The sequence below is a fragment of the Sporomusa acidovorans genome, assembly GCF_900101845.1.
Taxonomy (GTDB): domain Bacteria; phylum Bacillota; class Negativicutes; order Sporomusales; family Sporomusaceae; genus Sporomusa; species Sporomusa acidovorans.
Map to the genome: position 1 here is coordinate 78,119 of NZ_FNAM01000014.1, position 25,609 is coordinate 103,727.

Consider the following 25,609-nt stretch of genomic DNA (forward strand, 5'->3'; position numbering starts at 1 on the left):
AAAATGACTCAGTAGTCAACCATGAAATGCGTTTCAGCACCGATTATCGGATAGGTTTTATTTAGTAGTCAAAAAGTAACAATCCTTATGAATAAAAAAATTAATACATATTGGAGCATAAAATGGTAAAATAAAGGGGAAAATTTGTGATTATGCCTATCAGGATTTGCATGAGGAAAATAAGCGTAGTAGCATATAGGAAATAGACTGATGGATTACATTTATTTTGGCAAATAAAATTAGACAGGAGATTTCATGGAGAAAACGATACGAGAGCGCCTAATGGAGTTGGCCGATGAAAAGTACCGCTTGTTTCACAGTGGTTTGGTTCCTGATACCGATAATATTCTGGGTGTGCGTCTGCCGCATTTGCGGGCACTTGCCCAAGAACTGGCCAAAGGAGATTGGCGCGGGTATCTGGCGACTGCCCAGAAAGACTATTATGAAGAAATTATGCTGCAAGGATTGGTTATTGGTTATGCAAAAGCTGATATCGAGGAAATCTTGCAGTATGTCACTGATTTTGTTCCCCAAATTGCCAATTGGGGTATTTGTGACAGTTTTTGCAGTAATTTAAAAATCACGAAAAGGCATAAGGCGCGAATCTGGAAGTTTTTGCAGCCTTATCTGCTCTCCGGCAACGAATTTGTCTTGCGGTTCGGTATTGTTATGCTGCTTGATTATTATATAGAAGATGAATATATCGACCGGGTTTTGGCATGCTTAGACAAAGCCAAACATAATGGCTATTATGTCAAAATGGCGGTAGCCTGGGCTGTCTCGGTAAGTTTTGTTAAGTTTCCGGACAAGACAATGCGCTATTTACAGGAAAATACCCTGGATGATTTTACTTATAATAAAGCATTGCAAAAAACTATGGAATCCTTCCGTGTAGACCGGGAAACCAAGGCCTATTTGCGTGGTATGAAACGAAAAGTACAAAAGGGAAAAACAGTCTGACTGTTTTACAAAAAGTCAGATCCATCTTGATATACTGAGACAAGCTGGAAGTTTGGGTAGTTCGCTTATCGGATAAAAATACGTATATACAAACCTTTGACAAAAAAAGTAAATCGAGATATCATAAAATTATAACTATTTATTATCTACATATTGGATCTTTAATCATTTACAAGATGTTGGGTATGTTGGGGGATAGCGTGCGGATTAAGCTGATTGGTTGTCATTCCACGAGAAATGAAGTATTGGCGTTGGGGGTATCATCCGAAGTTGACTGTGAATTTCTGGATTTTTCTTTTCATGCGGACCCTCTGCAACTGCACAGAAAACTGCAGAGTAGAATTAATGCCTGTCAGCATTATGACCAAATTATTTTAACCTATGGGAGATGTGCGCATGCCGTAGCGGGGCTGGCTTCTCCCCGAGTACCGCTGATATTGCCCAAGGCCCATGATTGCATCAGTTTATTGCTGGGGTCGGATGTACGGCGGCAAGCGTTAAATGCCGTTCATCCCTCCGTTTACTATTTTAGTCAGGGGTGGCTGCAGTATGGCCGTGACCCCTATACGGAATATTGTGAATATCGAAAGCGCTATGGGGAAAAAGACGCTGCTTATTTGATTCGCTCTCTTTATGGCAACTATCAGGAAGCCATGTTTATTCAAACCGTTGGCGAAGGTGCAAAGCTAGAGAAATATAGACAGAGAGTAAGTCTGATTGCCAATTTCTTTGGTTGGAAAGTCCGTGAGGTAACCGGGGATCTTACACTATTGAAGGCAGTCATTTCCAGGCAGCGTGGCCCGGATGTTATGCGGGTGGCTCCTGGCACACCGATCGTATTGGAGGAGGAGAGTCATTATGCAGATTAACGTTAATTCCAAACCGGTGATCGTAGAGGAAGGGGAAAACTTGATGGCGGCATTGATTCGCCATAATTTGCCCCTGACTAATATTTGCAATGGCCGGGGAACCTGCGGCAAGTGTAAAGTGAATATAACAAGTGCCGCCCCGGAGCCCAGCGAAATGGAGTATAAGAAGCTTAGCGCCGGGGAGCTTGCTACAGGAACCCGTCTTGCCTGCCAGGTTCAGCCTTATCCGGGAATGGCTCTGGTCTACGGGGCGAGCGGCCATGTTGACAGAAAGGAAAAACTTCTGTTTATCGAGCAGGCAAGCAGTGAGTATTGCGGTATTGAGCAGGTACAACTTGTTCTTGATAAACCAACCCTTGATGATGAACGGAGTGACTGGGACCGGCTGCTGGCCAAACTGCAGGAGAACTGCTTGGCGGCTGAACTAAACTTAAGTCTGCCGCAGTTGCAAACCCTGTCGCCACGGCTTCGCCAAAAAGATTTTGCCGTTACTGCCGTTTTGTGGCATCAGGAAGTCTTGGATATTTTGCCAGGGACGGAGAAAGTACCTGTTTATGGTGTGGCCATTGATATTGGCACAACCAATGTTGCCGTTGCGTTATATAATTTGGAAACCGGAATGCTGATTCGCTTGGCGGCAGCGGAGAACGGCCAGACACGCTATGGGGCTGATGTTATTTCCCGTATTGACTTTGCCAATAAGAGCCAGGACAATCGCAACTTACTGCGGGAAGCGATCGTGGGTACGCTTAATGACTTATTGCATAAAGTATGCAATACCGGTCAAATTGACGGCAAGCAAATTTATAAAGCGGTTGTGGTCGGCAATACGACTATGCAGCATTTATTCCTGGGGCTGGATGTTTCCTATCTGGCATTGTCGCCGTTTGTGTCGGTGTGCAATACGTCTTTGGAATTAAATGCCACCGAGACTCAATTGGCCTTGCATCCTCAGGCCAAGGTGATTGTATTTCCCAATGTAGGTGGTTTTGTTGGCGGTGATACTCTGGGAGCTGTTCTTGGGGCAGCGGAGGAGCTGGCAACCGGGCGGCATTTGCTCATCGATATTGGTACAAATTGTGAATTGTATTTACAGGACGGAGCAAGAATGTGGGCCTGTTCCACTGCCGCCGGACCGGCATTTGAAGGTGCCGGCATTACTTACGGCATGCGGGCGCAGCCGGGGGCTATCGAACGGATAACGATTGATGAACAGGGGGTAACCCTCGCGGTTATCGGAGGTGGGACGGCCATCGGCATCTGCGGGTCCGGACTTATTGGGGCCGTGCAGCAAATGCGCCAGGCCGGTGTTATCAGTTCGTCAGGAACGATAAACGATCCTGATGATCCTGAGGTGCAAGCTGTATTGCCGCCGGAACTCAGGAGCCGTATTCGCACCGGACAGCAGCACCGGGAATTTGTCCTGGCCTACCGCCCGGATGGGGATGATATTGTTTTAACGCAACGCGATATCAGCCAGTTGCAGTTGGCCAAAGGAGCGGTTTGTGCCGGTATCCGGACACTTCTGGATATGGCCGGGCTGGGGATTGCCGATCTGGATTCCGTTGTTTTGGCAGGAACTTTTGCCACCCATCTGAATTTGGCAAGTACGGTCGATATTGGTCTTATTCCCTACCTGAGCCTGCATAAATTAAAAACGGCGGGAAACGCGGCGCATGCCGGTGCCGTTAAAGCTTTACTCAATCAAAAAACCTTTACCGGTTTACGGCAGCAGGCCGGTAATATTCAACATGTAGAGTTAGGAGGAAGTGCTACTTTCAGTATGTACTTTATGGATAGTATGTGTATTGAACCATGTGAAATCTGAATTTGAGGGTAATCTAAATAATCAGGTGTAATGAAAGTAATTTTTTAGATCGGGGGGTATTGGAAAGCTATGTTTGACAGGAATTTGGCCGACCTCCAATATCTCGAAGAGGTATTGGATAATTTTTCAAAAGCTACCGGTCTACATGTGGCAATTGTAAATAAACAAGGAGAATCCTTTGGACTTTTTGATACAGCCGAACGTTGTGATTTTTGCCGTTATATTCGCAGCAAGCCGAGCGGGGTAGTGAAATGCCGGGCTTCCTACAAACAGGCTACTCAGGAAGCCTCAAAATGGGAAGAACCCTATTTCTTCCGTTGCCGTGCCGGACTGGTTATCTGGGCAGTACCTATTAGTTTACGGGGGATTTCTCTGGGCAGTATTATTTGCAGTCAGGTGCTGCTTTGGAAACCGGATCGATATTTTTATCAGGAGCTTCGCGAATTGAATCCGGAGGTGGACGATTTCACCGAGCTGGAAAAGAAAGCAGAGCAGCTTGATATCATCTCCCCGGCACGCTTTCAGGCTGCGGCTGATATGTTGTACGTTACGGTGAATCAACTGATGAAACGGGATCTATTGGTTTTGGAGAACGTGGAAACCTATAAGCTGCAGCAACGCATTCATAAGGAACTGGAAAATCGTAAGCTGAAGCAGCTTTCCGCAGCCAGGGAAGTAGATGATTATGGAACATATCTGCATAGAGAACGGAGTTTTCTTCGCTATATCCGGCTTGGCGATAAGCCCCGGGCTGAAAAGAACCTGCATATGCTGCTCACGCACCTTTTTGTGAAAGCTGCCGGCGAACAGGCTACGATAAAATCGCGTGTCAGCGAGTTGGCGACATTGGTTTCCCGGGCTGCTGTGGAAGGGGGCGCCGAGGCAGAGACTGTGATGGTGTTACTGGATAAATTTAATGAACGGATTAATAGTTGCCAGCGCATGGAAGAATTCTTTTTCCATCTGAAAAAACTGGTTGCGGCATTTTTAAATCAGAGTGTGTCACTGGAGAGTAAGAAACATTATGGCATAGTCAATGAGGCCAAAAGTTATATCCTGGAGAATTATTCACGGTCGATTAAAATTGACGATGTGGCGGCACAGTTATATATCAGCCCTTCCCATCTGTCGCGTTTGTTTCGCCAGGAGCTTAACTGTACTGTGAATGATTATATAACCAGAGTACGGGTTGAGCAGGCTGTTGAACTGATGAAAAAACCGGAAATGAGTGTGGCGCAGGTTTCTCAGGCAGTCGGTTTTCAAAATCAAAGTTATTTTGCCAAAGTTTTTTCCAAACATATCGGTGTTGCGCCGTTAATTTACCGTAATAGCTTGTCTTGACGGGAGGGATGGCTATGATTTATGCCGAGATTGCCGATAAGGTAAAGAATGGCGACGCGGAGGCCGTGAGGGAACTATGCGGCAAAGCCTTGGCGCAAGGGTATCCCGCACTTGTCATCTTAGAAAAGGGGCTTATTTGTGGAATGGATCAAATTGCCGATAAATATAGCCATCGGCGGGTTATCGTGCCGGAGGTCCTGCTGTCTTCGCGAGCGATGCATGCCGGCTTGGCTGTTCTGGAGCCGCACATGAAATATAAAGCAAGGCGGCAGACAGGGACGATCGTTATTGGTACGGTTGCGGGAGACCTGCATGATATCGGCAAGAACCTGGTCAAGCTAACCATAATGGGTACCGGTGCCCATATTGTTGATTTAGGGATTGATGTAACGCCGCAAAGATTTCTTCAGGCCGTGGAAAAACACAAAGCCGAGATACTGATGATGGCAGCGCTGTTAACGACGACTATGCCTTGCATGAAAAAAGTAATCAAAGAGCTGGAGGCTGCAGATATGCGTCAGGGGTTGATTGTCTGCGTAGGCGGTGCCCCGGTGGATGAAACTTTTGCCCGGGCGATTAATGCCGATTGCTATTTTAAATGTGCCAAAGACGCTAAAAGCTTTCTTGACCATAATTTGAGTAAGATTGTACTGCGGCGAAAAGTAGCTACATAATTGTATATTTTTTAGCAAATGAGTGGCGAAACGGCTACCCAGGGTAGGGGTGGCTGTTTTGTTTTTTTATTCACAATCCTGCACTTAAAAGTGTGGCGCGAAGCCGCATTTTTCGCGGATTTTTCGTTAATAAATTCACTTAAAAATGCATGCGATATGTCTTTTTATTCACATATTGGACGATGCAAGGATTGTATTCAAAAGAGCAGTAATGAAGCGAATTTTCTGAATAACAACAATGCTATAATAAAGCCAATCCAAGGAAGCATGTGGGAATAGTTGATCAAAAACAAAATTACAAAAATCAAAAGGGGGAAGAAAAATGGATTTTAATCAACTTTCGCTCTATGTACAAAAAGGGAATGGCGGCAAAGTAAAAGAAATGGTATCTGAAGGCTTGGCTCAAAAGGTGTCTCCTACCGAAATCTTAAATGAAGGTTTAATTGCAGCAATGACAGCGATCGGAGAAAAGTTCAAAAATAACGAAATATATGTGCCTGAAATGTTGATGGCCGCCAAAGCAATGAATGCAGGAATGCAGGTATTGGAGCCGGTTTTAACTGCCACCGGGGTTAAACCTATCGGTAAGGCGGTTATCGGTACCGTAAAAGGCGACTTGCATGACATTGGCAAGAACTTGGTTCGTATGATGCTGAAAGGCGCCGGCATTGAAATGTATGATTTGGGAATTGACGTACCTGCCCAGGCATTTTTGGCAAAGGCTAAAGAGGTTGGAGCCGACATGATTTGTCTTTCCGCCTTGTTAACGACGACTATGCCGTATATGGACAGCGTCATCAAAGAATTTGAAAAAGCCGGCGTACGGGGCCAGTTTGTATTTATGATTGGCGGGGCTCCTGTTACGGAAGCGTATGCCAAGAGTATTCATGCGGACTGCTATGCGGAAGATGCGGTTGTCGCGGTTGATGTTGCGAAAAAATATCTGGCGAAAAAACAATAAATTTTAGGAGGAGGAGTTTAAAATGGCCAAAACGTTTGAAAAACTTGCGTACAATTCGTTAAACGATTTTGTATATGGTAGTGCGCCCAATCCTGTTAAATGCAAAAATGGCATGGTTATCGGCGGCGGCGAGATTTATCCGGAGCTTAACTTTACCCTGCCGGCCATGGAAGTTACTGCAAGTAACATGCCGGAGATTAAAGAAATTTATTCGGAAATGATTAATGGAGTACTGAAACGGGCCAAAGAGTTGTATGCCCCCGGAATTGTAGTGGAGTTTGAAATGCTGCCGGAAATGACGCTTGTACCGGAATGGGGAATTGAGGTAAACAACCTGCTGCGTAATGCCATGTCTGAATATGAAGCCAAATATGGATTAAAGAGCGCGCTGCGCAGTACGCCCGGTGATGTGCGTGAATTTAAACGCCCGCCGGTAATGCGCAGTGGGGAAATCTTCAATAATCTGCTCAAAACGATCGAAGGCTCGGCCAAAGGCGGTGCGGATTTTATCGCGATTGAATCAACAGGCGGTAAAGAAATTCATGATGATGCGCTGGTAAACGCCGATTTAACCAAAGTAATTTTTGCCCTTGGCGTCATGGGTACCCGGGATATAAAATTCCTGTGGGAGCATATTGTCCAGATAGCCGGGGCAAACGGTGCACAGGCGGCCGGGGATACGGCTTGCGGGTTTGCTAATACCGCTATGGTTTTGGCGCATAAAGGATTTATCCCCAATGTGTTTGCCGCCGTTGTCCGGGTAGCCAGTGTGGCCCGAACCCTGGCCGCTTATGAAGCCGGTGCGGTTGGCCCTAATAAGGACTGTGGCTATGAAGGCGTTTATTGTAAGGCCATTGCCGGTGTACCCATTGCCATGGAAGGTAAATCGGCGGCCTGTGCCCATTTAAGCGCTGTCGGCAATATCGCCGCGGCAGTTGCCGACTTGTGGAGCAATGAATCCGTCGCGCCGGTGCGGCTGCTGTCCGATATAGCACCTGTCGTTTCAATCGAACAATTGATTTATGACTGCCGGCTGATGAATGTGGCCAAGCAAAAAGGCTATGGCATTACCTTTAGGGATTTTCTCGCTGATTCCGACTCTAAATTAGATCCGCAAGCCTATATACTGCGTCCGGATGTAGTTTTTGAACTTAGCAAAGAATTAATCAAAGCCAAAACACCTTTCTTAAAAACAAAAGCCGGTGCCAAGCTGGCTGTTGATGCGATTAGAAAAGCGGTTGACAATAAGGAAGTATTTATCGCCGAACGTGAGAAAAACTGGCTGGATATTATGGACGATCAGTTGGCGGCTATTCCTGATGATGAAGAAAAATTCTGGCATCAAATCAAAGGTGAGTTAGAGCTGGATAAATTTATCCCTGCCGAGTACGAGCTTGATTGATTATTACTTAGTACGTAAACATCAGCAAAAACGTAGCAGAAAGGGGATAAGAAGTCATGATAGTTGTTGGTGAGTTAATCAATTCCAGCCGTAAAGCCATTGCGGCGGCTATTGAGGATAAAGATGCCGCAGCGATTCAAAAAGTAGCCAAAGACCAGTTTGCAGCCGGAGCTCATTATATTGACGTTAATGCCGGTATTTTTGTCGGCAAGGAATCGGAATACCTTAACTGGCTGGTTAAAACGGTGCAGGAAGTTGTCGATGCGCCCTGCTGTATTGATAGTCCTGACCCGAAATGTGTTGAACAGGCACTGAAAATTCACCGGGGAACGGCGATGGTTAACTCTATTTCGCTGGAAAGAGAACGTTATTACTCCTTGTTGCCGGTTATTGCCGGAACCGATCTTAAAGTTGTGGCTTTATGCATGAGTGATGACGGGATGCCAGAGACTACGGAAGCCAGACTCAAAATTGCCGATAAATTAATTAATAATCTGACAAAACAAAATATACCTTTGGATAATATTTATGTGGATGCGTTAGTTCAGCCGGTGGCTACCAGTGACTCTTTTGGCATTGAATTTTTGGATGCGATTCAGGTTATCACCGCCAATTATCCGGGTGTGCATACGATTTGCGGTTTATCCAATATTTCGTATGGATTGCCAAACCGTAAATTTATGAATCAAATGTTTGCGGTGATGGGGATTGCCAAAGGGTTGGACGGTTTAATTATTAACCCGCTGGATAAGGCCATGATGGCCGGTATTGTCACGGCGGAAACATTGGCCGGACGGGATAATTTCTGTTGTAACTATCTTGAGGCTTATCGCCAAGGAGGTTTTTCCTGGTAGTTGTGGTGGGGAAGGGGTTGTCTCCAAACATGGGGATGGCCCCTTTATTTTAAAAACTAAAATTATTAAACTATCTGATTCCGCGGGACTAAGGAGGAGAAACTATGCGCATTTTGCTCTTTGGCGGCTTTTTGGGAACAGGTAAAACGACTACCATTTTGCAAATTGCCAAATACCTAACCATTGTGCGCCATGAAACGGTGGTCATTGTCGAGAACGAGATCGGGGCAGCGGGAATTGACGACCGGCTTTTTGCGAACAGTGGATTGCAGGTTAAAAAGTTATTCGGTGGGTGTGTGTGCTGCCAAATTACCAGTGATTTGCTGCATGCTGTTGAGGAAATTCATGAAACGTTGAAGCCGGACTGGATTATGATTGAAATGACTGGTTTGGCCTATCCCTCCAAGACAGCAAAGTCGCTTAGAAAATACAGCACAGTTTGTTCGGCCTTTAAAACAATAACGATTGTTGATCGCGGGCGGTGGTCAGAGCTGATGGCAACGCTGGGACCGCTTGTTACTGGACAAGTGGAAGGAAGTGACCTCATTATTATTAACAAAGTGGACCTTGACGGTGAAGATGTACAAACCATCGAAAGAGATTTACGCCTATTGGGAGAACATATTAAGTGTGTGGCCACCAGCGCAGCCCAGGAATTGCCGCTTGCGGTGCTTGAGGAGGTCGTTTCCTTATGAGTAATGAGGCCACGGTTTTTAGCAAACATTATCATGTTTCGTTTGTTAACCCACTGCACACGCGGGAAGTGGAAAATCTATTGCGGGAATTTATTGTAACAGTTGGGCACTCTTTCTCACAGGATAACGTTATTTTGGGACATATCAAACTGTTGGGCAGGTTATCGGAACTGGCGGTGGAGCATTTCCTTTTTCTATCGCTTACCCGGCTGGATCAAGTGAACGTAATTCCCTCAAAGTGTTGGTCGCATGTAAACGGCATTACCTTAACCGGTTTAGATCTGGATATCAATGTACTGATTTTTGGACATACGTTCAGTGAAATTGAAACCAAGGTGACGGAGTCATTAAACCAATTAGGGGATTATCGCTAAGAAAAAGGGAATACAGACACAAAAAATCTGCTGTGCGAAAAGTACATTTAGGAGGAAGCAACGGATGGGGTTTGGTGAAAAAATTCGGTATATCCGGAGCAGATTTTCTCTTACTACCAAACAATTGGCTACACTCTTACATGTAAGTCAATCGTACATATCCCATGTCGAAAACAATCGCCGCAAGCTAAGCCGCGATAAGATCGTCATTTTGTCTCAAAAGCTTAACACGCCTGTAGAGTTTTTCCTGTATGATGACCCGCAAACGCTGGAAGAATTTGAATCCCGTGATAGCAGCGGGCAAAATCACGGTGATGAAGACTATCTGAATTATTCCGGTGTGGTGCAGCAAGCCGTAGCTGCTAATATTAGTCCCGAGGAGTTAGGGCAGGCTATAGAGTTTATCAAGGGATACAATAAAATTCATCAAAAACAGGGGGATCATAGATCCGGAATAGAATAAGCAGTACATGTGAAGAAGCCACACTGCCATTTCTGGTTGGGTGGCTTTACTGTTATAAATAGTATATGAAGGTATGAGGTAGAGTTATTCCCTTTTTTCGTACAATCCTTAGTAAGATGTGATGCCCCCTGGTTCTGGCAGGTGATTTTTGCTAGAATACAAAATAGGGATAATTGTATTCAAGACTTCCGCTTTTGCCAACACCCCGCCCGCCTGCAAAAATCTTTAGTACGTTGTATATAGATAGGAGGTTGCCGGAAAATGATAATAAGCGCCAGCCGACGGACCGACATCCCTGCTTTTTATGCTGAGTGGTTTATGTATCGTCTGCAAGCAGGTGTTGTTTACGTCAGAAATCCGCGTAATCCCGGACAGATTGCCAGTGTTGCCTTAAACCCGGCGGTCGTCGATTGTATTGTGTTCTGGACAAAAAATGCCCGACCGATGCTGAATAAACTGGATGTAATCGATAAAATGGGCTATCCGTATTATTTTCAGTTTACCATAACACCCTATGATCAGCAGGTGGAAAAAAGGCTTCCGCCTAAAGCGGAAATCATAGAAACCTTCCAATATTTAAGCGAAAAAATTGGCAAACAGCGCGTCATCTGGCGTTATGACCCTGTAATTGTTAGCCCGGAATTTTCTGTACAGTACCATCTGGAAGCTTTCGGCAATCTGTGCGATCATCTTGGCGATTATACCGGTCAATGTATGATCAGTTTTATCGATGTGTATGCGAAAAACCGGCGAAACTTACGGGATATTATGGCCTGTGAAACAGAACCCCGGCATAAAAACAAAATTGCCGCCGGTTTTTCAGCGATTGCTCAAGCTCATAAGCTAAGCTTGGCGGCCTGCTCTGAGACCATGGATTTTAGTGCTTATGGTATTGAACGGGCAGCCTGTATAGATAAAAGGCTGATTGAAAAGATAACCGACTCTTCTCTTGGCGGAAAAAAAGACCCCAACCAGCGTCCGGACTGTGGGTGCCTGGAAAGTATTGATATCGGGGCTTATGATTGTTGCCCTTACGGCTGTATCTACTGCTATGGTACAAAAAGTGAAGCCGCGGTGCAAAAAAACAGGCAGCTGCATAGCGTATATTCGCCCTTGTTAGTCGGTGTTCCGGCTGAAGAGGATCATGTCGGCAGCCGCGCATGCAAATCGTTAAAGAATATACAGTCGTCTCTGTTTTAACAATAGACTGGTAACGCTAGGCAGAAACGAATATAATTGTAAACAACAGAGCAATCGTTATTTTGGCATACTTATAGCAAGTAGGTGAGAGACATGGCACAAGGATTAGTTGCCGACCTCGTATTGATGAATGGCATCGTCTATACTGCCGATACCCAGGATACCCTCTGTCAGGCAATTGCTATTCAAAAAGAAAAAATAGCCTTTGTGGGCAGTGACGAACAAATTGACGAGTTTATCGGCCCAGGTACGAAAACCATTGACCTGCAAGGGCAGATGGTTATTCCAGGTATGATTGACACGCATATTCATCCACCGGGAATTGCCTTGTCAGAACTTTATGAGGTACAACTTTTCGGCATTAACAGCCTGGAAGGCTATCTTGCTGCGGTAAAGAACTTTATTAATGAGCACCCGGGAACGAAAGCGGTTTTTGGTCAAGGCTGGCTATGGAGTGCTTTTTCGGGGGAAGAGGTGAACAAAGGGCCGCGCAAAGAGTATCTGGATGAGATTGCACCGGATATTCCTGTCATATTGCGGGCTATGGACGGACATAGCTGGTGGGTAAATTCCAAGGCATTGGCTGTGAGTGGCATAACCCGGAGTACGCAGGCGCCAGAGGGCGGGATAATTGAAAAAAACACTACAACCGGTGAATTGTGGGGAACGGTGAAGGAGAACGCCATCTCCCTGGTTATGCAGCCGGAATACTCATTGGAACAATATGTCGAAGCTTTACGTGCGTTTCAAAGTAAAATGCATAGCTTAGGTATTACCGGTGCTCTTTGCATCATGGGGCGGTTTATGAAAATGATTTTGCAGGCATGGCAGCTGATTACAAGACAAGGAGATTTAGCACTGCATATGCAAGGGGCAGTAATGGTTGATAAGCAGGAGGATGTGTTCAGCCAGTTGACGGCGATTGACAGGCTTAAACAAGAATTTGATTCTCCTTGTTTCCGAATCAAGACAGCCAAGTTTTTTGCTGACGGGGTTGTGGAGGGCGGAACCGCTTATTTGTTAAATCCTTACACGTTGGAAACAGGTAGGGCCCCCGAGTTTTGTGGCGAATTTTTATGGGATAAGGAGAAGCTGGCTCAGGCCTTTGCGTTAGCCAACCAACATGGTTTGCAGATTCACGTTCACTCCATCGGCGATGCCGCGACGCGGCGGGTTTTGGACGCTCTGGAAGACGCCCGGCAAGTAACTCCGCCCGGCGACTACCGCAATACCATTACGCATCTGCAGCTAGTAAACCCAACGGATATAAGCCGCTTTAAGTCGCTCCGGGTGATTGCCAGTGTTCAGCCTTATTGGCACTTTAAGGGTCCAAACTGGTGGCAGAGTGTGGATTACCGGATTTTGGGGGAGCGGGCAAAGGTTGAGTATCCGTTACGGTCTTTTGTTGATCAGGGAGTTACCATTATTTCTTCGTCTGATTACCCAATTACGCCTGAGCCCAATCCGCTCTTTGCCATTGAAGCGGGCGTTACCCGCAATATTTACAATGGTCCTGTTTTTGGGGTAGAGGATATAACCGACATGGATGATGAACGGTATTTGCTCAATAAGAGCGAACGGGTTTCTGTAAAAGAAATGATCAAGAGCTTTACCATTAACGGTGCCTATGCTTTATTTTGCGAAAAAGACATAGGTTCGATCGAGGTTGGCAAGCAGGCTGATCTTGTGGTGCTTAGTCAAAACCTGCTGGCAATTAACCCTGTCGCGATTGATGCGGTGAAAGTAAATATGACTTTTTTTGCCGGCAGGCTGGTATTTAAGAGGGAGGAGTCACAGGGGGAAAAGCCTTATTTAAATCGAACCAGAATATAACACCGTCTGCCGTATTTCTTACTCCATACCCGTTGCCGTGCTGTTCCTGGATGGCACGTACAATCGATAAACCTAGCCCGTAGCCGCCGTTTTCCCGGGTGCGGGCTTCATCTGTTTTGTAGAAACTGGTCCATATTTTTTCCAAGCTGTCTTCCGGGATCGGCTGGCCGGTATTATAAATAAAAAAACGGATTAATTTGCCTGTGTCTTCCAGCCAAATTTTGATGTGTTTTGATCCTTTGACATAGTTCAGGGCATTGGTAAAAAGATTAAGCAAAACCTGTTCAATGCGGCGAGGATCACCGTTCACCCATTGGCTGGCAGGCAGATTTATTTCCAGGGAAATAAGTTTTTCATCAAGCACAGACAAATACTTCTTTTTTATATCCCTAAGCAACAGACAAAAGTCAAAATCAGTTCGGCTTAAAGCAAACAAGCCGGATTCTAATTGAGAAAGATTAAGCAGGTCCTTGACCAGTTTATCCATCTTTTCCGCTTCGTCAATAATCACTGAGCAGTAGAAGTCTTTACTTTCTTTGTCCTGGACCACATTTTCTTTCAGCCCTTCGGCATAGCCCAATATAAGCGACAGCGGTGTTTTTAGCTCATGCGAGACATTGGATACAAAGCTTTTGCGCATCTTATCCAAGGCCCGTTCTTTTTCGACATCGGCCAAGAGTTGCTGGTTTTTTTGATTGAGGGCAGAGATGGCGGTGTCCAGCTGGTCGGATAAGTGGTTGATGCTGTTGCCCAGTTCACCCAGCTCATCGTCCCGGTTTACTTTGCATTTTTGCGAAAAATCAAGTTTAGCCATGCTTTGGGCAATTTGTTTAAGCTCCAGAATCGGTTGGGTAAATCTTTTGGAAAAAAAGAAGGCGCCCACGCAGCCGGCCAATAAGGTGAGCAGGCCTGTTAAAGACATAAACTGGGCGGCCGCAACCGCGCTTTCCGCTATCGGTGCCAGCGGCTGCCGGATAATAAGCACATCGCCGCTTTGCAGCTGCCGTTTTAAAACCATAAAATCAATTCGCAGCATCTGGTCAAGCTGCATCTCAACGACAGTCCGGCTATCGATTATTTGGCTGCTTTTAATTAATTGCAGTGAATTGGGGGGAATGCGGAATTGACTGGGAGGGGACGGGGTTGGGGTGACATCAGGCAAGGGCTCGGGAGACTCAATTTGTTTTTTATTCAAAATATGGCTGATGGAGCTGTATTTAATATTTCCTTCCGGGGTGAAAATGCTAATGTGGGCGCCAAGGGTATTGGCAGCCCGCTCCAATTCCAGAGACAATTCTTCCGGCTCTCCCCGGTACTTTTGGTCAATGCTGCGACTGGTAGTGATAAGAAGATCCTGTTTTTGCCAAACATAAAATTTTTTCAGGCCAAGTCCCAGGGAGGCCAGTGATATTAATACGAAGAATAGTACCAGACCGCTGAGAATAAGAAAAAGTTTGGTGCGAACGGATGTCATTTCGCTGCCTCGAAGCGATACCCGTAGCCTCTAATGGTTTGAATCAAATCACTTTTAGGGCCAAGCTTGGTTCGAAGCCGGTTAATATGGGTATCGACGGTACGTAACTCACCCAGATAGTCATAGGTCCATACATGGTCGAGAATTTGCTGGCGGCTCAGCGCATTTCCCGTATTTTCGGCCAAATAAGTTAGCAGTTCATATTCTTTGGGGCTCAAATCCAACAGTTGCCGGTCAAGAAATACTTGACGGGCGGCTGCATCAATCACTAGGCCGCCATCTAAGGCGGTTTTGCTTTTTTCCTGCTCAATTCGCCGGAATAGGGCATTTACGCGGGCGGTTAAGACCTTGGGACTGAAGGGTTTGACAATATATTCGTCGGCACCAATGTCAAAAGCGAAAAGCTGGTCCGCTTCTTCGCCTTTGGCGGTCAGCATGATAATTGGGATGGTTGAATTTTTCCGGATTTCACGGCATACTGTCCAACCGTCATGTTCCGGGATCATAATATCAAGAATGACAAGATCTATCTTTTCCCTGGAGAAAAGCGAAAGGGCCTCCTGGCCATTCGCAGCTTCCAGTATAAAGTAACCTTCGCGCGAAAGAAAATCGGCAACCAGCTTTCTCATGCGCAGCTCATCGTCCACTAGTAAGACGGTTTTAGCCATAAGGTGACCTCCTTTGCGGCTTTTTGGATGCAGACCTGAAAAATGGCGTATTTTGTATCCTTATTCATTATTGTAATATGAATCCCTCAGAATGAAAAGAAGCGGGTCCAACGCATCTGTTGCAGGAGTTTACTATTTGAGCGGTTATTACGATAGAAATATCAGAAGAATTATCAAAGCCAAGAAAGCAATTTTACGGTGGTTTTTGTAACAATTTAGTAACATTGGTATGGTATTATATATACATATTTTCCCTAACGTGGTTAACAAAGTGGCAAACCGCTGGAGTATGATAAGGAGGACTGGAATTGAGTTTGTTAAGACAATATGCAAGGCAGGGAAGTGCAAGTATTTTAGGGCTGTGTTTACTGGCTCAAACTACAATAGCCTTTGCCGTACCCCTGACAGTGGAGCAAGCGGTAAACATGGCACTGGAAAATCATCTGGATATTAAGAAAGCTGTTAATAGTGAAAAACAGGCTGAATATGCGCTGGAAAGCGCGAAAGGCAGCCGTGGGTTTTCGATTGATGCTTCTAACACTTTTTATCTTAAACGGATTAATTATCCGGCAAACAGCAGCAGCAGCGCCATTACGCTATCGCTGCCGCTCTACACTGGCGGGAAAAATGAAGGCAACATTGAGATTGCTAAAACCGACCTTACGATAGCCGGCCTTAGTCTGTTGAAAACCAAGCAAGATGTGAAATTAAACACCATCACCGCTTACTATGATGTAATTGAAGCCCGCAAAACGCAGGCTGTCGATCAGGAAACCGTCGATAATTATGTAAAACATCTTAATGATGTCAAAGCCCAGTATAGTGTCGGCAATATTGCCAAGTCGGATGTTTTACGGTCGGAAGTTGAATTGACCGATGCTCAGCAAACGTTGATCAAGGCTAAAAATGCCTATGAAGTGGCCATTAATAATTTCAAAAACATGATTCGTTGGAAAAGTTCCGAGGCAATCGAATTTGTTGAAGATTTTCAATATGTTCCTGTCAATAAGACCATGGACGAGTGTGTGGCTTATGCCAAAGAACATCGTCCGGACGTTAAAAAGTATCGCCTCGCGATTGATGAGACGGAAAAAACGGTTGAGGTTACGAAAGCCGATAAGAAACCATCGGTGTCGCTTACGGCAGCAACCGGTTGGCACAGTACGGTTTTACCTAACGATGATAATAAAAATACCTATGTGGGGATCACAAGCAGTTGGAATTTGTTTGATAGTCAAGTTACCAATGCCAAAGTTAAAAAAGCGATCAATGCGGTTGAGAATGCCCGGTTGGACTTGACTGCGCAGGAAGACTCGGTGGAACTTTCCGTAAAAGAGTATTATCTGGGAATGCGGGAAGCCGAAAAACGGATTGCGACAACAAAGTTTGCCGTACATAAAGCGGAAGAAGATTATTTCATTGCTAAAGAAAAATACCGGGTAGGGGAGGGCATTATTCTTGATGTTATTGATGCCCAATTGGCCTTAACAACTGCCAAGAACAACTATATTACAGCACAGTATGATTACGTGACCTATAAAGCTAAGCTGGAAAATGCTATGGGAATAGACTAGGAGGTTTAACATGTGGGGGAAACTAAATAAAAAACTATTGGTAGTTGCTATCGTCGCTTTACTGGTAATTGCCGGCGGGGTAAGGTACTATCAGCAGACACAGCAAGTTAAAACCGTCGCTAATCAGGAAACGGTAACAGTAACCAGAGGTAAAATTATCTCTACCGTAGCCGCAACCGGCACAGTAAAGCCAGTTGATTCGGTGGATATATCATCGCAGGTTACCGCCTTGATCAAAGAGATTAAAGTTAAGGAAAATGACCATGTTAAAACCGGCCAGGTTCTGGCGATTTTAGACGCTAAGACCTATGAAACCACAATGAAAAAAGCCGAATATGCCATGAATAATTATAGCGCCAAATATCAGCGGTATCAGTATTTGCATTCCATTGGGGCAAAATCCGATGCTGATCTGGAAGACGCCTTGCTAAACTATCAGACGGCTGTAGAAAGTTACAATGATGCTAAGTCGGACGTGGAAAAAACCGTGCTTGTCTCGCCGATGGACGGTGTCGTTTTGGGAGAACCGGTAGCGGTCGGAACCCTAGTAACAGCAGGTGTCAATAACCCGACGGTTGTTATGATGATTGGGGATGTTTCCCGCAAAATGGTAAAGGTAAAAGTGGATGAAACCGATATTGGCAAGATTAAAGTCGGTCAAGCGGCAACGTTTACTGTGGATGCCTATCAAAATCGTAACTTTACAGGCACTGTCAGCAAAATAGGCGAGATTTCCACAAGTACAACAAGCACATCTTCGTCATCATCCTCGTCGTCCTCGTCGTCGTCCTCTTCGTCTTCCTCTAATAGTGTCGTCTATTATTATGTAACACTCGCTGTCGACGATCCGGATAATTTGTTAAAGACAGAAATGACGGCAAGAGTCAATATTAAGGTAGAGGAAAGAGACAATGCGTTGCTTATTCCGTTAGCCGCGCTAAAAACAAGTACTAACGGACAATATGTAATGGTATTGCGTGATAATGGCCAAAGCGAAAACGTTCCGGTGGAAATTGGTCTGACAAGTGACGATAAAGTTGAAATTCTTAGCGGTTTGCAGGAAAATGAGCAATTAATCGTTTCTTATACGAAATCACAAAGCCAAAGTACTTCCAAGAAAAAAGACAATGGTCCGCCGCCACCCATGTAGTATGTGTGCGGGCGCGGTCATGAGGACGATAAGCGGTGAGATAAAGGAGCAGAATCATGTTTAAAGAGAGCATTGCAATCGCGTTGCGAGCTTTGCTGGCCAATAAGCTTCGCTCAATTTTAACCATGCTGGGCATCATTATTGGGGTGGGAGCGGTAATTGCCATGGTATCGATTGGGATGGGCGTCAGGGAAAAGATACAAAGCTCGATTGCGAGTCTGGGCAGCAACATGCTGATTGTGACTCCGGGGGCGGCATCTTCCCAGGGGGTGCGTTCCGCATCCGGCAGTAGTATCACGTTAAATTTGGAAGATGCTGAGTATATAAAAAAAGTGATACAGGGAATTGACTATGTAGCACCCTCTGTCAGCAGACAATATCAAATTATTGCCGGGAATCAAAACTGGACGACGACTGTATATGGCATTACGCCTGAATATATGGCAATAAAAAGTTTAACAGTAGGCAGCGGCAGTTTCGTTTCCCAGCAGGATATCAATTCCCGTAAACGGGTAGCCGTAATTGGGGCGACGGTTGCTGAAAGCTTATTTGGTGAAATGAATCCAACCGGACAAAATGTGCGTATCAACAATACCCCTTATCAAGTTATTGGTGTCCTGGACAGCAAAGGGCAGTCCTCTATGGGGCAGGACCAGGATGATATCGTCTTGGTACCGCTAACTACAGCGCAAGAACGGTTGCTGGGGATTACTTACATTAATTCCATTAGTATTCAAGTTACCAAGGTGGAAGAAATGGACCAGGTCCAGGGGCAAGTCACTAATGTGCTGCGGCAGCGGCATAAAATCAGCGGCAATAAGGAAGACGACTTTACCGTACGCAATTTGACCAGCATTATGGAAATGATGACCGCAACGACCGGAACCATAACATTGTTTCTGGGTTGTATCGGCGCTATCTCATTGCTGGTTGGCGGTATTGGCATTATGAACATTATGATGGTGTCAGTCACGGAACGAACCAGGGAAATTGGCATTAGGAAGGCATTGGGAGCGAGATATCGCGATATCATGCTGCAGTTTTTGATTGAGTCGGTGGTAATTGGTGTGCTTGGCGGTATTTTTGGCATTATGCTGGGGGTTGCAGTGGCATTTGCCATCTCCGCTTTTGGCAGTTTGAACACTGTAATTTCACCGGTGTCTATTCTGGTGCCGTTTGCAGTTTCGGTTGCGGTTGGTTTGTTTTTTGGTATTTATCCCGCCAGAAAAGCCGCTTTGCTGGATCCCATTGAGGCGCTGCGTTATGAGTGATGCCGGGTTATTGTTTTAATGATAATTATATGAGGTTAGCGCAAGCATAAATCATTATACAATAAAATGACACCGCTTAAATAGCGGCGTCATTTTATGTAATAATGCCAATAGAAATATATTTTCAAACATGTGGTTGCTCCTTAGATGTAGCAGGATTGTTTCTGAATTGACAAGACTCGCCAATTTCTTCATAATGGAATAAAACTAATGACCGCAAAAACAGGGAAGGGGATTATCAGCGAATAGGAAAATGCTTATGGAAATGATTGCAGAAACAGCCTGCCGCCAACATAATTGGCATAAGAAATTTAAAAAATATGTCTGCAAGGTAATAGGGACGGTATTTGTCGGGCTTGTACTTACTCAACCGGTCGGGGCTGCTCCTATTGCGCTATCGCTGGAAGATAGTCTTGCATTGGCGTTGCAGAACAATGCCGATGTCAAAATTGCCGAGTCTTTCCGGGATAAGGCTTATTGGGCGATTAAACAGGCAAGGGCTAATAAAAATATCAGTATCAGTTTGACCCATACCGATACATACTATAGCGTGCCTGTTGATATTTCCGGATACTACAGTAACAACTACTTTGCCAATGCACTGTCGCTTAGTCTGCCGCTATATTCCGGCGGCAAACTGGAAACGCAGATTGAGCAGGCGCTGCGGGACGCTAAAGTGGCTGAGTTGAATTTAACAGCTGCCAAGCAGCAACTCAGGCAAAATGTTACCACCAGCTATTTTAATGTACTGCAGTACAAGAAAGAAATGGAAGTCAACCAGGAAACAGTGGATAACTACACTGCGCATTTGAAACATGTCAGGGATCAATATCAAATAGGCGCTGTGGCGAAACTTGATGTATTGTCCAGCCAGGTTGAACTGGCGAATGCACAGGACAACCTCATTAAAGCCCAAAGCGATTACGCAGTGGCGGTGGCTAGTCTCAACAACATGATCGGCTTGCCTATTGACAGTGAGATCGAACTTAAGGATGAACTAAGTTATGTTCCCTTTACGGCTACTTTTGAGGAATGCATACGGCAAGCCTTGGATAACCGCCCGGAGATTGCCGTCTATCAGACCAAGATTACAAGCGCTCAGGCTGATGTTAAAATTGCTAAAAGCGGGTACGACCCCACTGTTCAATTAACCTTAACCCAGGGCTGGTATGACGGAGATTTACCAGGGCTGAATAACAGCAACTGGACGGCCGGACTGACAGCTTCTATGAACATATTTGATTCCGGCCTTAATAAGTCCAAAGTCAAACAGGCGGAGTACAGTTTAACTGCAGCCCAGGAACAAGCACGGCAGCAGCGGGAAAATATATTGCTTGAAGTACGTCAATACTATGTAAGCATGCGGGAAGCGGAAAAAAGAATTGATCTCAAGAAGGTCGCCGTCGAGCAGGCGACTGAACGTCTAAATATTACCGAAGCCCAGTATAAATCAGGTGTAGGCACCAACTTAGATGTTTTTGACGCCGTGTTAGCTTTAAACCAGGCCAAACTTAATAATATTAAAGCTTTGTATGATTATAATACCAGTAAGGCCCAGGTAGAGAAGGCCATTGGAACAGCCATTGTTGAGAAGGGCCGTTGATCAACCTTTCGTGACATTTTTGATTGAAATGGTACAATGAGTGTTTTCGTGGAGTAACGGATTTTTATATAGTGGGTTGAATACTGTCATTTATTGTAACTATTATGGTTGTATTTGCGTGTTTTGTAATTATAGAGTGATGATGCTAAATTAAAGGCTATCTCGTAGGTCTAAAACCTAGTTGAGATAGCCTTTTTCTATTGTTTTCACTATTACGTAAGGCAATCAGGAATTTCATACAAATATCGCCTGCTATCTTATTATTTTAACAAAAACTAAATATATTTTTGCGATACTGACTACAAAGACCCAAATTTTTAGCAAAAAAAGGGAGGAAAAAAGAAATATGAGTACGACATCATCAGTTACATCTACTACGTCGACATCAAGTACTTCTAGTACCAGCAGTTCAAGTTCTACTACAAGTTTGGATTTTGACGAATTTATCCAGATATTAGCAACAGAGCTAAAGTACCAGGACCCGGATGATCCGGTCAGCGGCACCGAGTATGTGTCCCAGTTAGCCCAAATCAGCTCCCTGTCGGCGCTATCAGACATCAGCACTTCCGTGACTAATGCGTCAGCATTTAGTTTGATTGGCCAAACGGCAACGTATTCTACTACCGATACATCTGGCAATACGGTTACCGGTACGGGCACAGTATTGTCGGTAACCGTTTCCGGCAGCAACACGTATGTCAACGTTGGCGGCACAACGGTAGATTATTCTGACATTACGAAGGTGGGAAGCGACTCTACGACTACTTCTTCGTCCTAATATAAGACTGATGAATAGTTAAGTTAATTGAATTGTGTACTTTATAACCGGACCCAACAACGGGAGGTTATCTTCTATTTCTGAACGACAGAGGAAATAGTAACTATTTGTAGGAGGTTTTTATCTATGGCTATCATGAACGCCTTATCTACGTCGGTGTCAGGGATCAAGAGTTCGCAGACAGCCCTTGACGTTATCGCTAATAACATTGCCAACGTTAATACCACCGGTTACAAATCGCAGTCGGTTACTTTCAGTGATATACTAAGCCAGACCATCAAAGCGGCCACTGCCGCCACCGACACTACCGGCAGCACCAACGCTTCGCAGGTTGGCCTGGGGGTCAGTGTGGCCAGCACCGATACCGATATGACGGTGGGCACCACTTCGTCCAGCAGCAACTGGACCGATGTGGCGCTTACCGGTTCAGGCTACTTTATTGTCCAGACCAGTTCGGGCGAATATGCCTATACCCGCAACGGCAGTATGAGCGTTGATTCGGAAGGCAACCTGACGATCGACGGCTATATCGTCTGCGGCTGGGAGGACTATACGCTGGATGACGACGGCAACATCACGTACAATACCAGCGGTTCGGTTGAACCCATCAACATCTACAGCGATAGCTATGCCGGCAATAAATATACACTGACGCCTGTGGCCTCTACTTCTTCGGATATCACCGGCTATGTTAGTTCAAAAGCAGATGTGGCGGACGGCGCCACCGGGTTGACCTCTATTGGTGACACTACCGATCTGGACTTTGACGCTACGACAGATATTAAAGTGTATGATTCGCAAGGCAACGCCTATACGGTTAGTGTTAACATGAAAAAATGCGCGGTCGAAGGTGATACAACGACCTGGTATTGGGAACTTGATAATGATGATGTAACGATAAGTCCCTCCAGCGGTTACATTGCGTTTGATGCGGAGGGTAACGTAGTAGATTCTGCCACGACACTTTCGGCAACAGTGGATGATACTACCGGTTACACAGCTTCTAGCATCACGTCAAGCGGGGTGACAGACGGTGACTATACTGTTAAAGTAACAGGCACAAGTGATGCTTATACCATTACGGTGTATGACAGTTCCGGCACTTCACTGGGTTCTACAACTTCAACAACTGGCTCAGGATCGGTTAGTTTATCGACAGGAGGAACGCTAACCTTTACTAAACCAACGTCCCTTTCGACCGGCACTACTACTATTTCTGTTGCTTCTGATACAGTAACATGCGGTGATGCTAATTACGAATATTCGGATGTCACTGTTAGTAGTGCGCCGGAAGGCTCTTATACCATTACGACGGCAGGGACAAGCGGTTCTTATACGACTACGTTGACTTACACGGATTCTTCCGGTACTACATATACCTTTGCCTCCACCAGCAGCGGGACCGACGGTTCTGCTACCTTCAATCTGGCAACAGACTCATCAGGGGCTTCCACCGGCTTGACCGGCACCATAACGTTAGCCGCTCCGTCGAACCTGGAAGCCGGTACAACGAGTTTTACCGTAGCATCAACCACCTATTCGTTCGACACGAAATCCACCGTTACCATCACAACACCGGCAGATGCCGGTACTGACGATATCACCCTTGCACTGGATTTTTCCGATCTTACGACCAAATCCTCAACCAGCAGTTCGTTGTCTGATACGACGGACGGATATACTACAGGTACGCCGTCATCCTATTCAGTTTCGACCGATGGTACCATCTATTGTACTTATTCGAATGGAGAAACTTTATCAATCGGCCAAATTGCCCTGGCAACGTTTACCAATGCCGAAGGCCTTTCCAAGATCGGTGACAATCTGTATTCGGAAAGTCTGAGTTCCGGTGATCTCAGTATTGTCGTAGCCGGAACAGGCAGTTCGGGCACGATGACCGGTTATGCTTTGGAATTGTCGAACGTTGATTTGGCGTCGGAGTTTAGCGATATGATGATCAGCCAGCGGGCTTATCAAGCAAACACCAAGGTTATTTCCACGGCGGACGATATGCTGCAGTCGCTGATCAACATGGTGGGCTAATAAAATAATCATGGACAGGCTGGCTCCGGCGCTCGGGCAACGCAGCCGGCTTGTGTCAGGCTAAAGGAGGAGGTACAAGATGTCGACTTTCGGCACCTATAGCATCGCCTATTCGGGAATGTATACAAATCAGGCCGCACTGACAACAACAAGCACAAATCTTGCCAATGTTGACACGACTGGCGCTTCCAAGGTGCAGCTGACCAGTGCGGACGCATCAACTACCCGTTCGGACGGATCGGTTGCTGTATCCGGCGTTACCGTGGAAAGCATTACACGTTCACGGGATATATATCTTGACAGCACGTACCGGACAGAGAATGCCGATTCCGCTTACCTGGCAGTAAAAAGCGGCAATCTGGAATATATGGATACCATCTTGAGTGAATATGACACAGTTACCACTGACGACGATGGGAATACCACCACCACCGAGGGGGTGCAGGATGCAATTTCCGATTTTTTCTCTGCCTGGGAAAAGCTAAGCACGTCGACAACTACATCCAGCCAAACTGACCGTGTCGACGTTGTAGACGCCGGGAAAGATTTGCTGGAAAAGCTGGTTTGGATTGACGAGAAGTTACAAGAGTTGCAGGAAGACGCGGTGAATTCGGTGCAGGATGGCGTGGACAGTCTGAACGACTATGCCGCACAGGTGGCGGAACTGAATGCGAAAATTACGCTGGCCGAGGCAGGCGGCGGCGAAGCCAGCTACCTGCGGGACCAGCGGGATGCTTTGCTTGATGAGATGTCGGCTTTGGCGAATATATCGGTCAGTGAACAAAACGATGGCTCGGTGACCGTCACGCTTGACGGCAAGACGCTGGTTAAGGGCGACAGCAGCAAGACGCTGGTTGTTGAAGGCGACGGATCAACCGATAATCCGCTTAAGGTGACGCTGGCTGATTCGGGCGATGAAGTCGATATTACCAGCGGGAGCATTGGGGCTTATCTGGAGGATGCCGATCAAACCGGCTACGAAACCATTGATACCAGTGATCTTCCTTATAGCTTTACCACTGGTGCAACCAGTTCGATCAGTACCATGCGTCAGGCTTTGAATGATTTGGTTACCACATTGGCAACTAAAATAAATTCTTTAACCACTTCGGGGGTTGACCTTAATGGCGATACCGGCCTGGCTTTTTTTACGACCATTGATTCCAATGAGCCGCTGAGTATTACCAATATTCAGGTCAATCCGGAGCTGGTGAGTGATTCGGACAAGGTAGTTACTTCTGCCAGTGGGGGAACAGGCGATTATAGCATTGCCGACGCAATTTACGATCTTGCCAGCGATACCTCCTGCTATGAAAGCGATGGTTCATCACTTGATATTATCGACTTTTACACAGCGTTGACTACCTGGCTAGGGACTGAAGGCGATACCGTGGCAAGCAACTATGAAACTCAGGCCGCTTTGGTGTCGCAGTTAGACTATCAGCGGCAGGCTGTTTCGGCCATTTCCATTGACGAGGAAATGTCAAACATGATCAAGTTTCAGACAGCCTATGCCGCCAGTGCCCAGGTTATGAACACGGTTGACAGCATGATAGAGAGTTTGCTGGCAGTATTTTAATTAGAATAAGGGGGG

22 protein-coding genes are annotated in these 25,609 nt (G+C 45.8%); 20 read left to right on the top strand and 2 right to left on the bottom strand.

Annotated elements, in window-relative coordinates; all coding sequences use genetic code 11:
- Window positions 1-255 precede the first annotated feature (255 nt).
- From BLR65_RS11610 to BLR65_RS11670, 13 genes are all read left to right on the top strand, one after another.
- Window positions 256-960 carry a DNA alkylation repair protein gene (locus BLR65_RS11610; protein ID WP_093794352.1) on the top strand — a complete coding sequence of 235 codons (705 nt, stop codon included), beginning with the start codon at window positions 256-258 and terminating at the stop codon, window positions 958-960.
- Between the two features lie 200 nt (window positions 961-1,160).
- A complete protein-coding gene (locus BLR65_RS11615) occupies window positions 1,161-1,829 on the top strand; it encodes a DUF1638 domain-containing protein (RefSeq protein WP_093794353.1) in 669 nt (222 codons plus the stop codon).
- Window positions 1,819-3,657 carry an ASKHA domain-containing protein gene (locus BLR65_RS11620; protein ID WP_093794354.1) on the top strand — a complete coding sequence of 613 codons (1,839 nt, stop codon included), beginning with the start codon at window positions 1,819-1,821 and terminating at the stop codon, window positions 3,655-3,657. Before BLR65_RS11615 ends, BLR65_RS11620 begins: the two co-directional genes overlap by 11 nt.
- A gap of 69 nt (window positions 3,658-3,726) precedes the next feature.
- Window positions 3,727-4,998: a PocR ligand-binding domain-containing protein gene (locus BLR65_RS11625; RefSeq protein ID WP_093794355.1), complete on the top strand. Its 1,272-nt coding sequence runs from the start codon at window positions 3,727-3,729 to the stop codon at window positions 4,996-4,998.
- Between the two features lie 14 nt (window positions 4,999-5,012).
- Window positions 5,013-5,672 carry a corrinoid protein gene (locus tag BLR65_RS11630; RefSeq protein ID WP_093794356.1) on the top strand — a complete coding sequence of 220 codons (660 nt, stop codon included), beginning with the start codon at window positions 5,013-5,015 and terminating at the stop codon, window positions 5,670-5,672.
- A 322-nt stretch (window positions 5,673-5,994) separates the two neighbouring features.
- Window positions 5,995-6,633, top strand: coding sequence for a cobalamin B12-binding domain-containing protein (locus BLR65_RS11635; protein ID WP_093794357.1), 639 nt, complete (start codon window positions 5,995-5,997; stop codon window positions 6,631-6,633).
- A gap of 22 nt (window positions 6,634-6,655) precedes the next feature.
- The gene (locus tag BLR65_RS11640) at window positions 6,656-8,035 is read left to right on the top strand and encodes a methyltransferase MtaB domain-containing protein (RefSeq protein ID WP_093794358.1); all 1,380 of its coding nucleotides are present in this window, start codon (window positions 6,656-6,658) and stop codon (window positions 8,033-8,035) included.
- Window positions 8,036-8,091: 56 nt separating this feature from the next.
- Entirely contained in the window at window positions 8,092-8,889 is a 798-nt protein-coding gene (locus BLR65_RS11645; RefSeq protein WP_093794359.1) for a methyltetrahydrofolate cobalamin methyltransferase, read from the top strand.
- 104 nt (window positions 8,890-8,993) lie between these two features.
- Window positions 8,994-9,584, top strand: a complete 591-nt coding sequence (locus BLR65_RS11650; protein WP_093794360.1) for a GTP-binding protein — start codon at window positions 8,994-8,996, stop codon at window positions 9,582-9,584.
- Complete coding sequence (locus BLR65_RS11655) at window positions 9,581-9,958, top strand: hypothetical protein (protein WP_093794361.1); 378 nt, start codon at window positions 9,581-9,583, stop codon at window positions 9,956-9,958. The genes BLR65_RS11650 and BLR65_RS11655 overlap by 4 nt, the downstream gene beginning before the upstream one ends.
- Window positions 9,959-10,022: 64 nt before the next feature.
- Complete coding sequence (locus BLR65_RS11660) at window positions 10,023-10,421, top strand: helix-turn-helix domain-containing protein (RefSeq protein WP_093794362.1); 399 nt, start codon at window positions 10,023-10,025, stop codon at window positions 10,419-10,421.
- A gap of 261 nt (window positions 10,422-10,682) precedes the next feature.
- Window positions 10,683-11,621 carry a DUF1848 domain-containing protein gene (locus BLR65_RS11665; protein ID WP_093794363.1) on the top strand — a complete coding sequence of 313 codons (939 nt, stop codon included), beginning with the start codon at window positions 10,683-10,685 and terminating at the stop codon, window positions 11,619-11,621.
- Between the two features lie 93 nt (window positions 11,622-11,714).
- The gene (locus BLR65_RS11670; RefSeq protein WP_093794364.1) at window positions 11,715-13,454 is read left to right on the top strand and encodes an amidohydrolase; all 1,740 of its coding nucleotides are present in this window, start codon (window positions 11,715-11,717) and stop codon (window positions 13,452-13,454) included.
- Here BLR65_RS11670 and BLR65_RS11675 read toward each other — a convergent pair.
- Both BLR65_RS11675 and BLR65_RS11680 read right to left on the bottom strand, forming a co-directional pair.
- Window positions 13,399-14,928 (bottom strand): sensor histidine kinase, encoded by a 1,530-nt coding sequence (locus BLR65_RS11675; RefSeq protein ID WP_093794365.1) that lies wholly within the window; start codon window positions 14,926-14,928, stop codon window positions 13,399-13,401. The two genes, BLR65_RS11670 and BLR65_RS11675, sit on opposite strands and share 56 nt — an antisense overlap.
- Entirely contained in the window at window positions 14,925-15,596 is a 672-nt protein-coding gene (locus BLR65_RS11680; protein WP_093794366.1) for a response regulator transcription factor, read from the bottom strand. The genes BLR65_RS11675 and BLR65_RS11680 overlap by 4 nt, the downstream gene beginning before the upstream one ends.
- 308 nt (window positions 15,597-15,904) lie before the next feature.
- Here BLR65_RS11680 and BLR65_RS11685 point away from each other — a divergent pair, with 308 nt between their 5' ends.
- The 7 genes from BLR65_RS11685 to flgK all read left to right on the top strand — a co-directional run bounded on the left by BLR65_RS11685 (window position 15,905) and on the right by flgK (window position 25,594).
- Window positions 15,905-17,170 carry a TolC family protein gene (locus tag BLR65_RS11685; protein ID WP_093794367.1) on the top strand — a complete coding sequence of 422 codons (1,266 nt, stop codon included), beginning with the start codon at window positions 15,905-15,907 and terminating at the stop codon, window positions 17,168-17,170.
- Between the two features lie 10 nt (window positions 17,171-17,180).
- Window positions 17,181-18,320, top strand: coding sequence for an efflux RND transporter periplasmic adaptor subunit (locus BLR65_RS11690; protein WP_093794368.1), 1,140 nt, complete (start codon window positions 17,181-17,183; stop codon window positions 18,318-18,320).
- A gap of 56 nt (window positions 18,321-18,376) precedes the next feature.
- Window positions 18,377-19,591, top strand: a complete 1,215-nt coding sequence (locus BLR65_RS11695) for an ABC transporter permease (RefSeq protein ID WP_211285097.1) — start codon at window positions 18,377-18,379, stop codon at window positions 19,589-19,591.
- Between the two features lie 259 nt (window positions 19,592-19,850).
- Entirely contained in the window at window positions 19,851-21,194 is a 1,344-nt protein-coding gene (locus tag BLR65_RS11700; protein ID WP_245692711.1) for a TolC family protein, read from the top strand.
- A 346-nt stretch (window positions 21,195-21,540) separates the two neighbouring features.
- Window positions 21,541-21,972 (top strand): flagellar hook capping FlgD N-terminal domain-containing protein, encoded by a 432-nt coding sequence (locus BLR65_RS11705; RefSeq protein ID WP_093794370.1) that lies wholly within the window; start codon window positions 21,541-21,543, stop codon window positions 21,970-21,972.
- A 126-nt stretch (window positions 21,973-22,098) separates the two neighbouring features.
- Window positions 22,099-24,015 carry a flagellar hook-basal body complex protein gene (locus BLR65_RS11710; RefSeq protein ID WP_093794371.1) on the top strand — a complete coding sequence of 639 codons (1,917 nt, stop codon included), beginning with the start codon at window positions 22,099-22,101 and terminating at the stop codon, window positions 24,013-24,015.
- A gap of 79 nt (window positions 24,016-24,094) precedes the next feature.
- Window positions 24,095-25,594, top strand: a complete 1,500-nt coding sequence (gene flgK / locus BLR65_RS11715) for a flagellar hook-associated protein FlgK (protein ID WP_093794372.1) — start codon at window positions 24,095-24,097, stop codon at window positions 25,592-25,594.
- Window positions 25,595-25,609 lie beyond the last annotated feature (15 nt).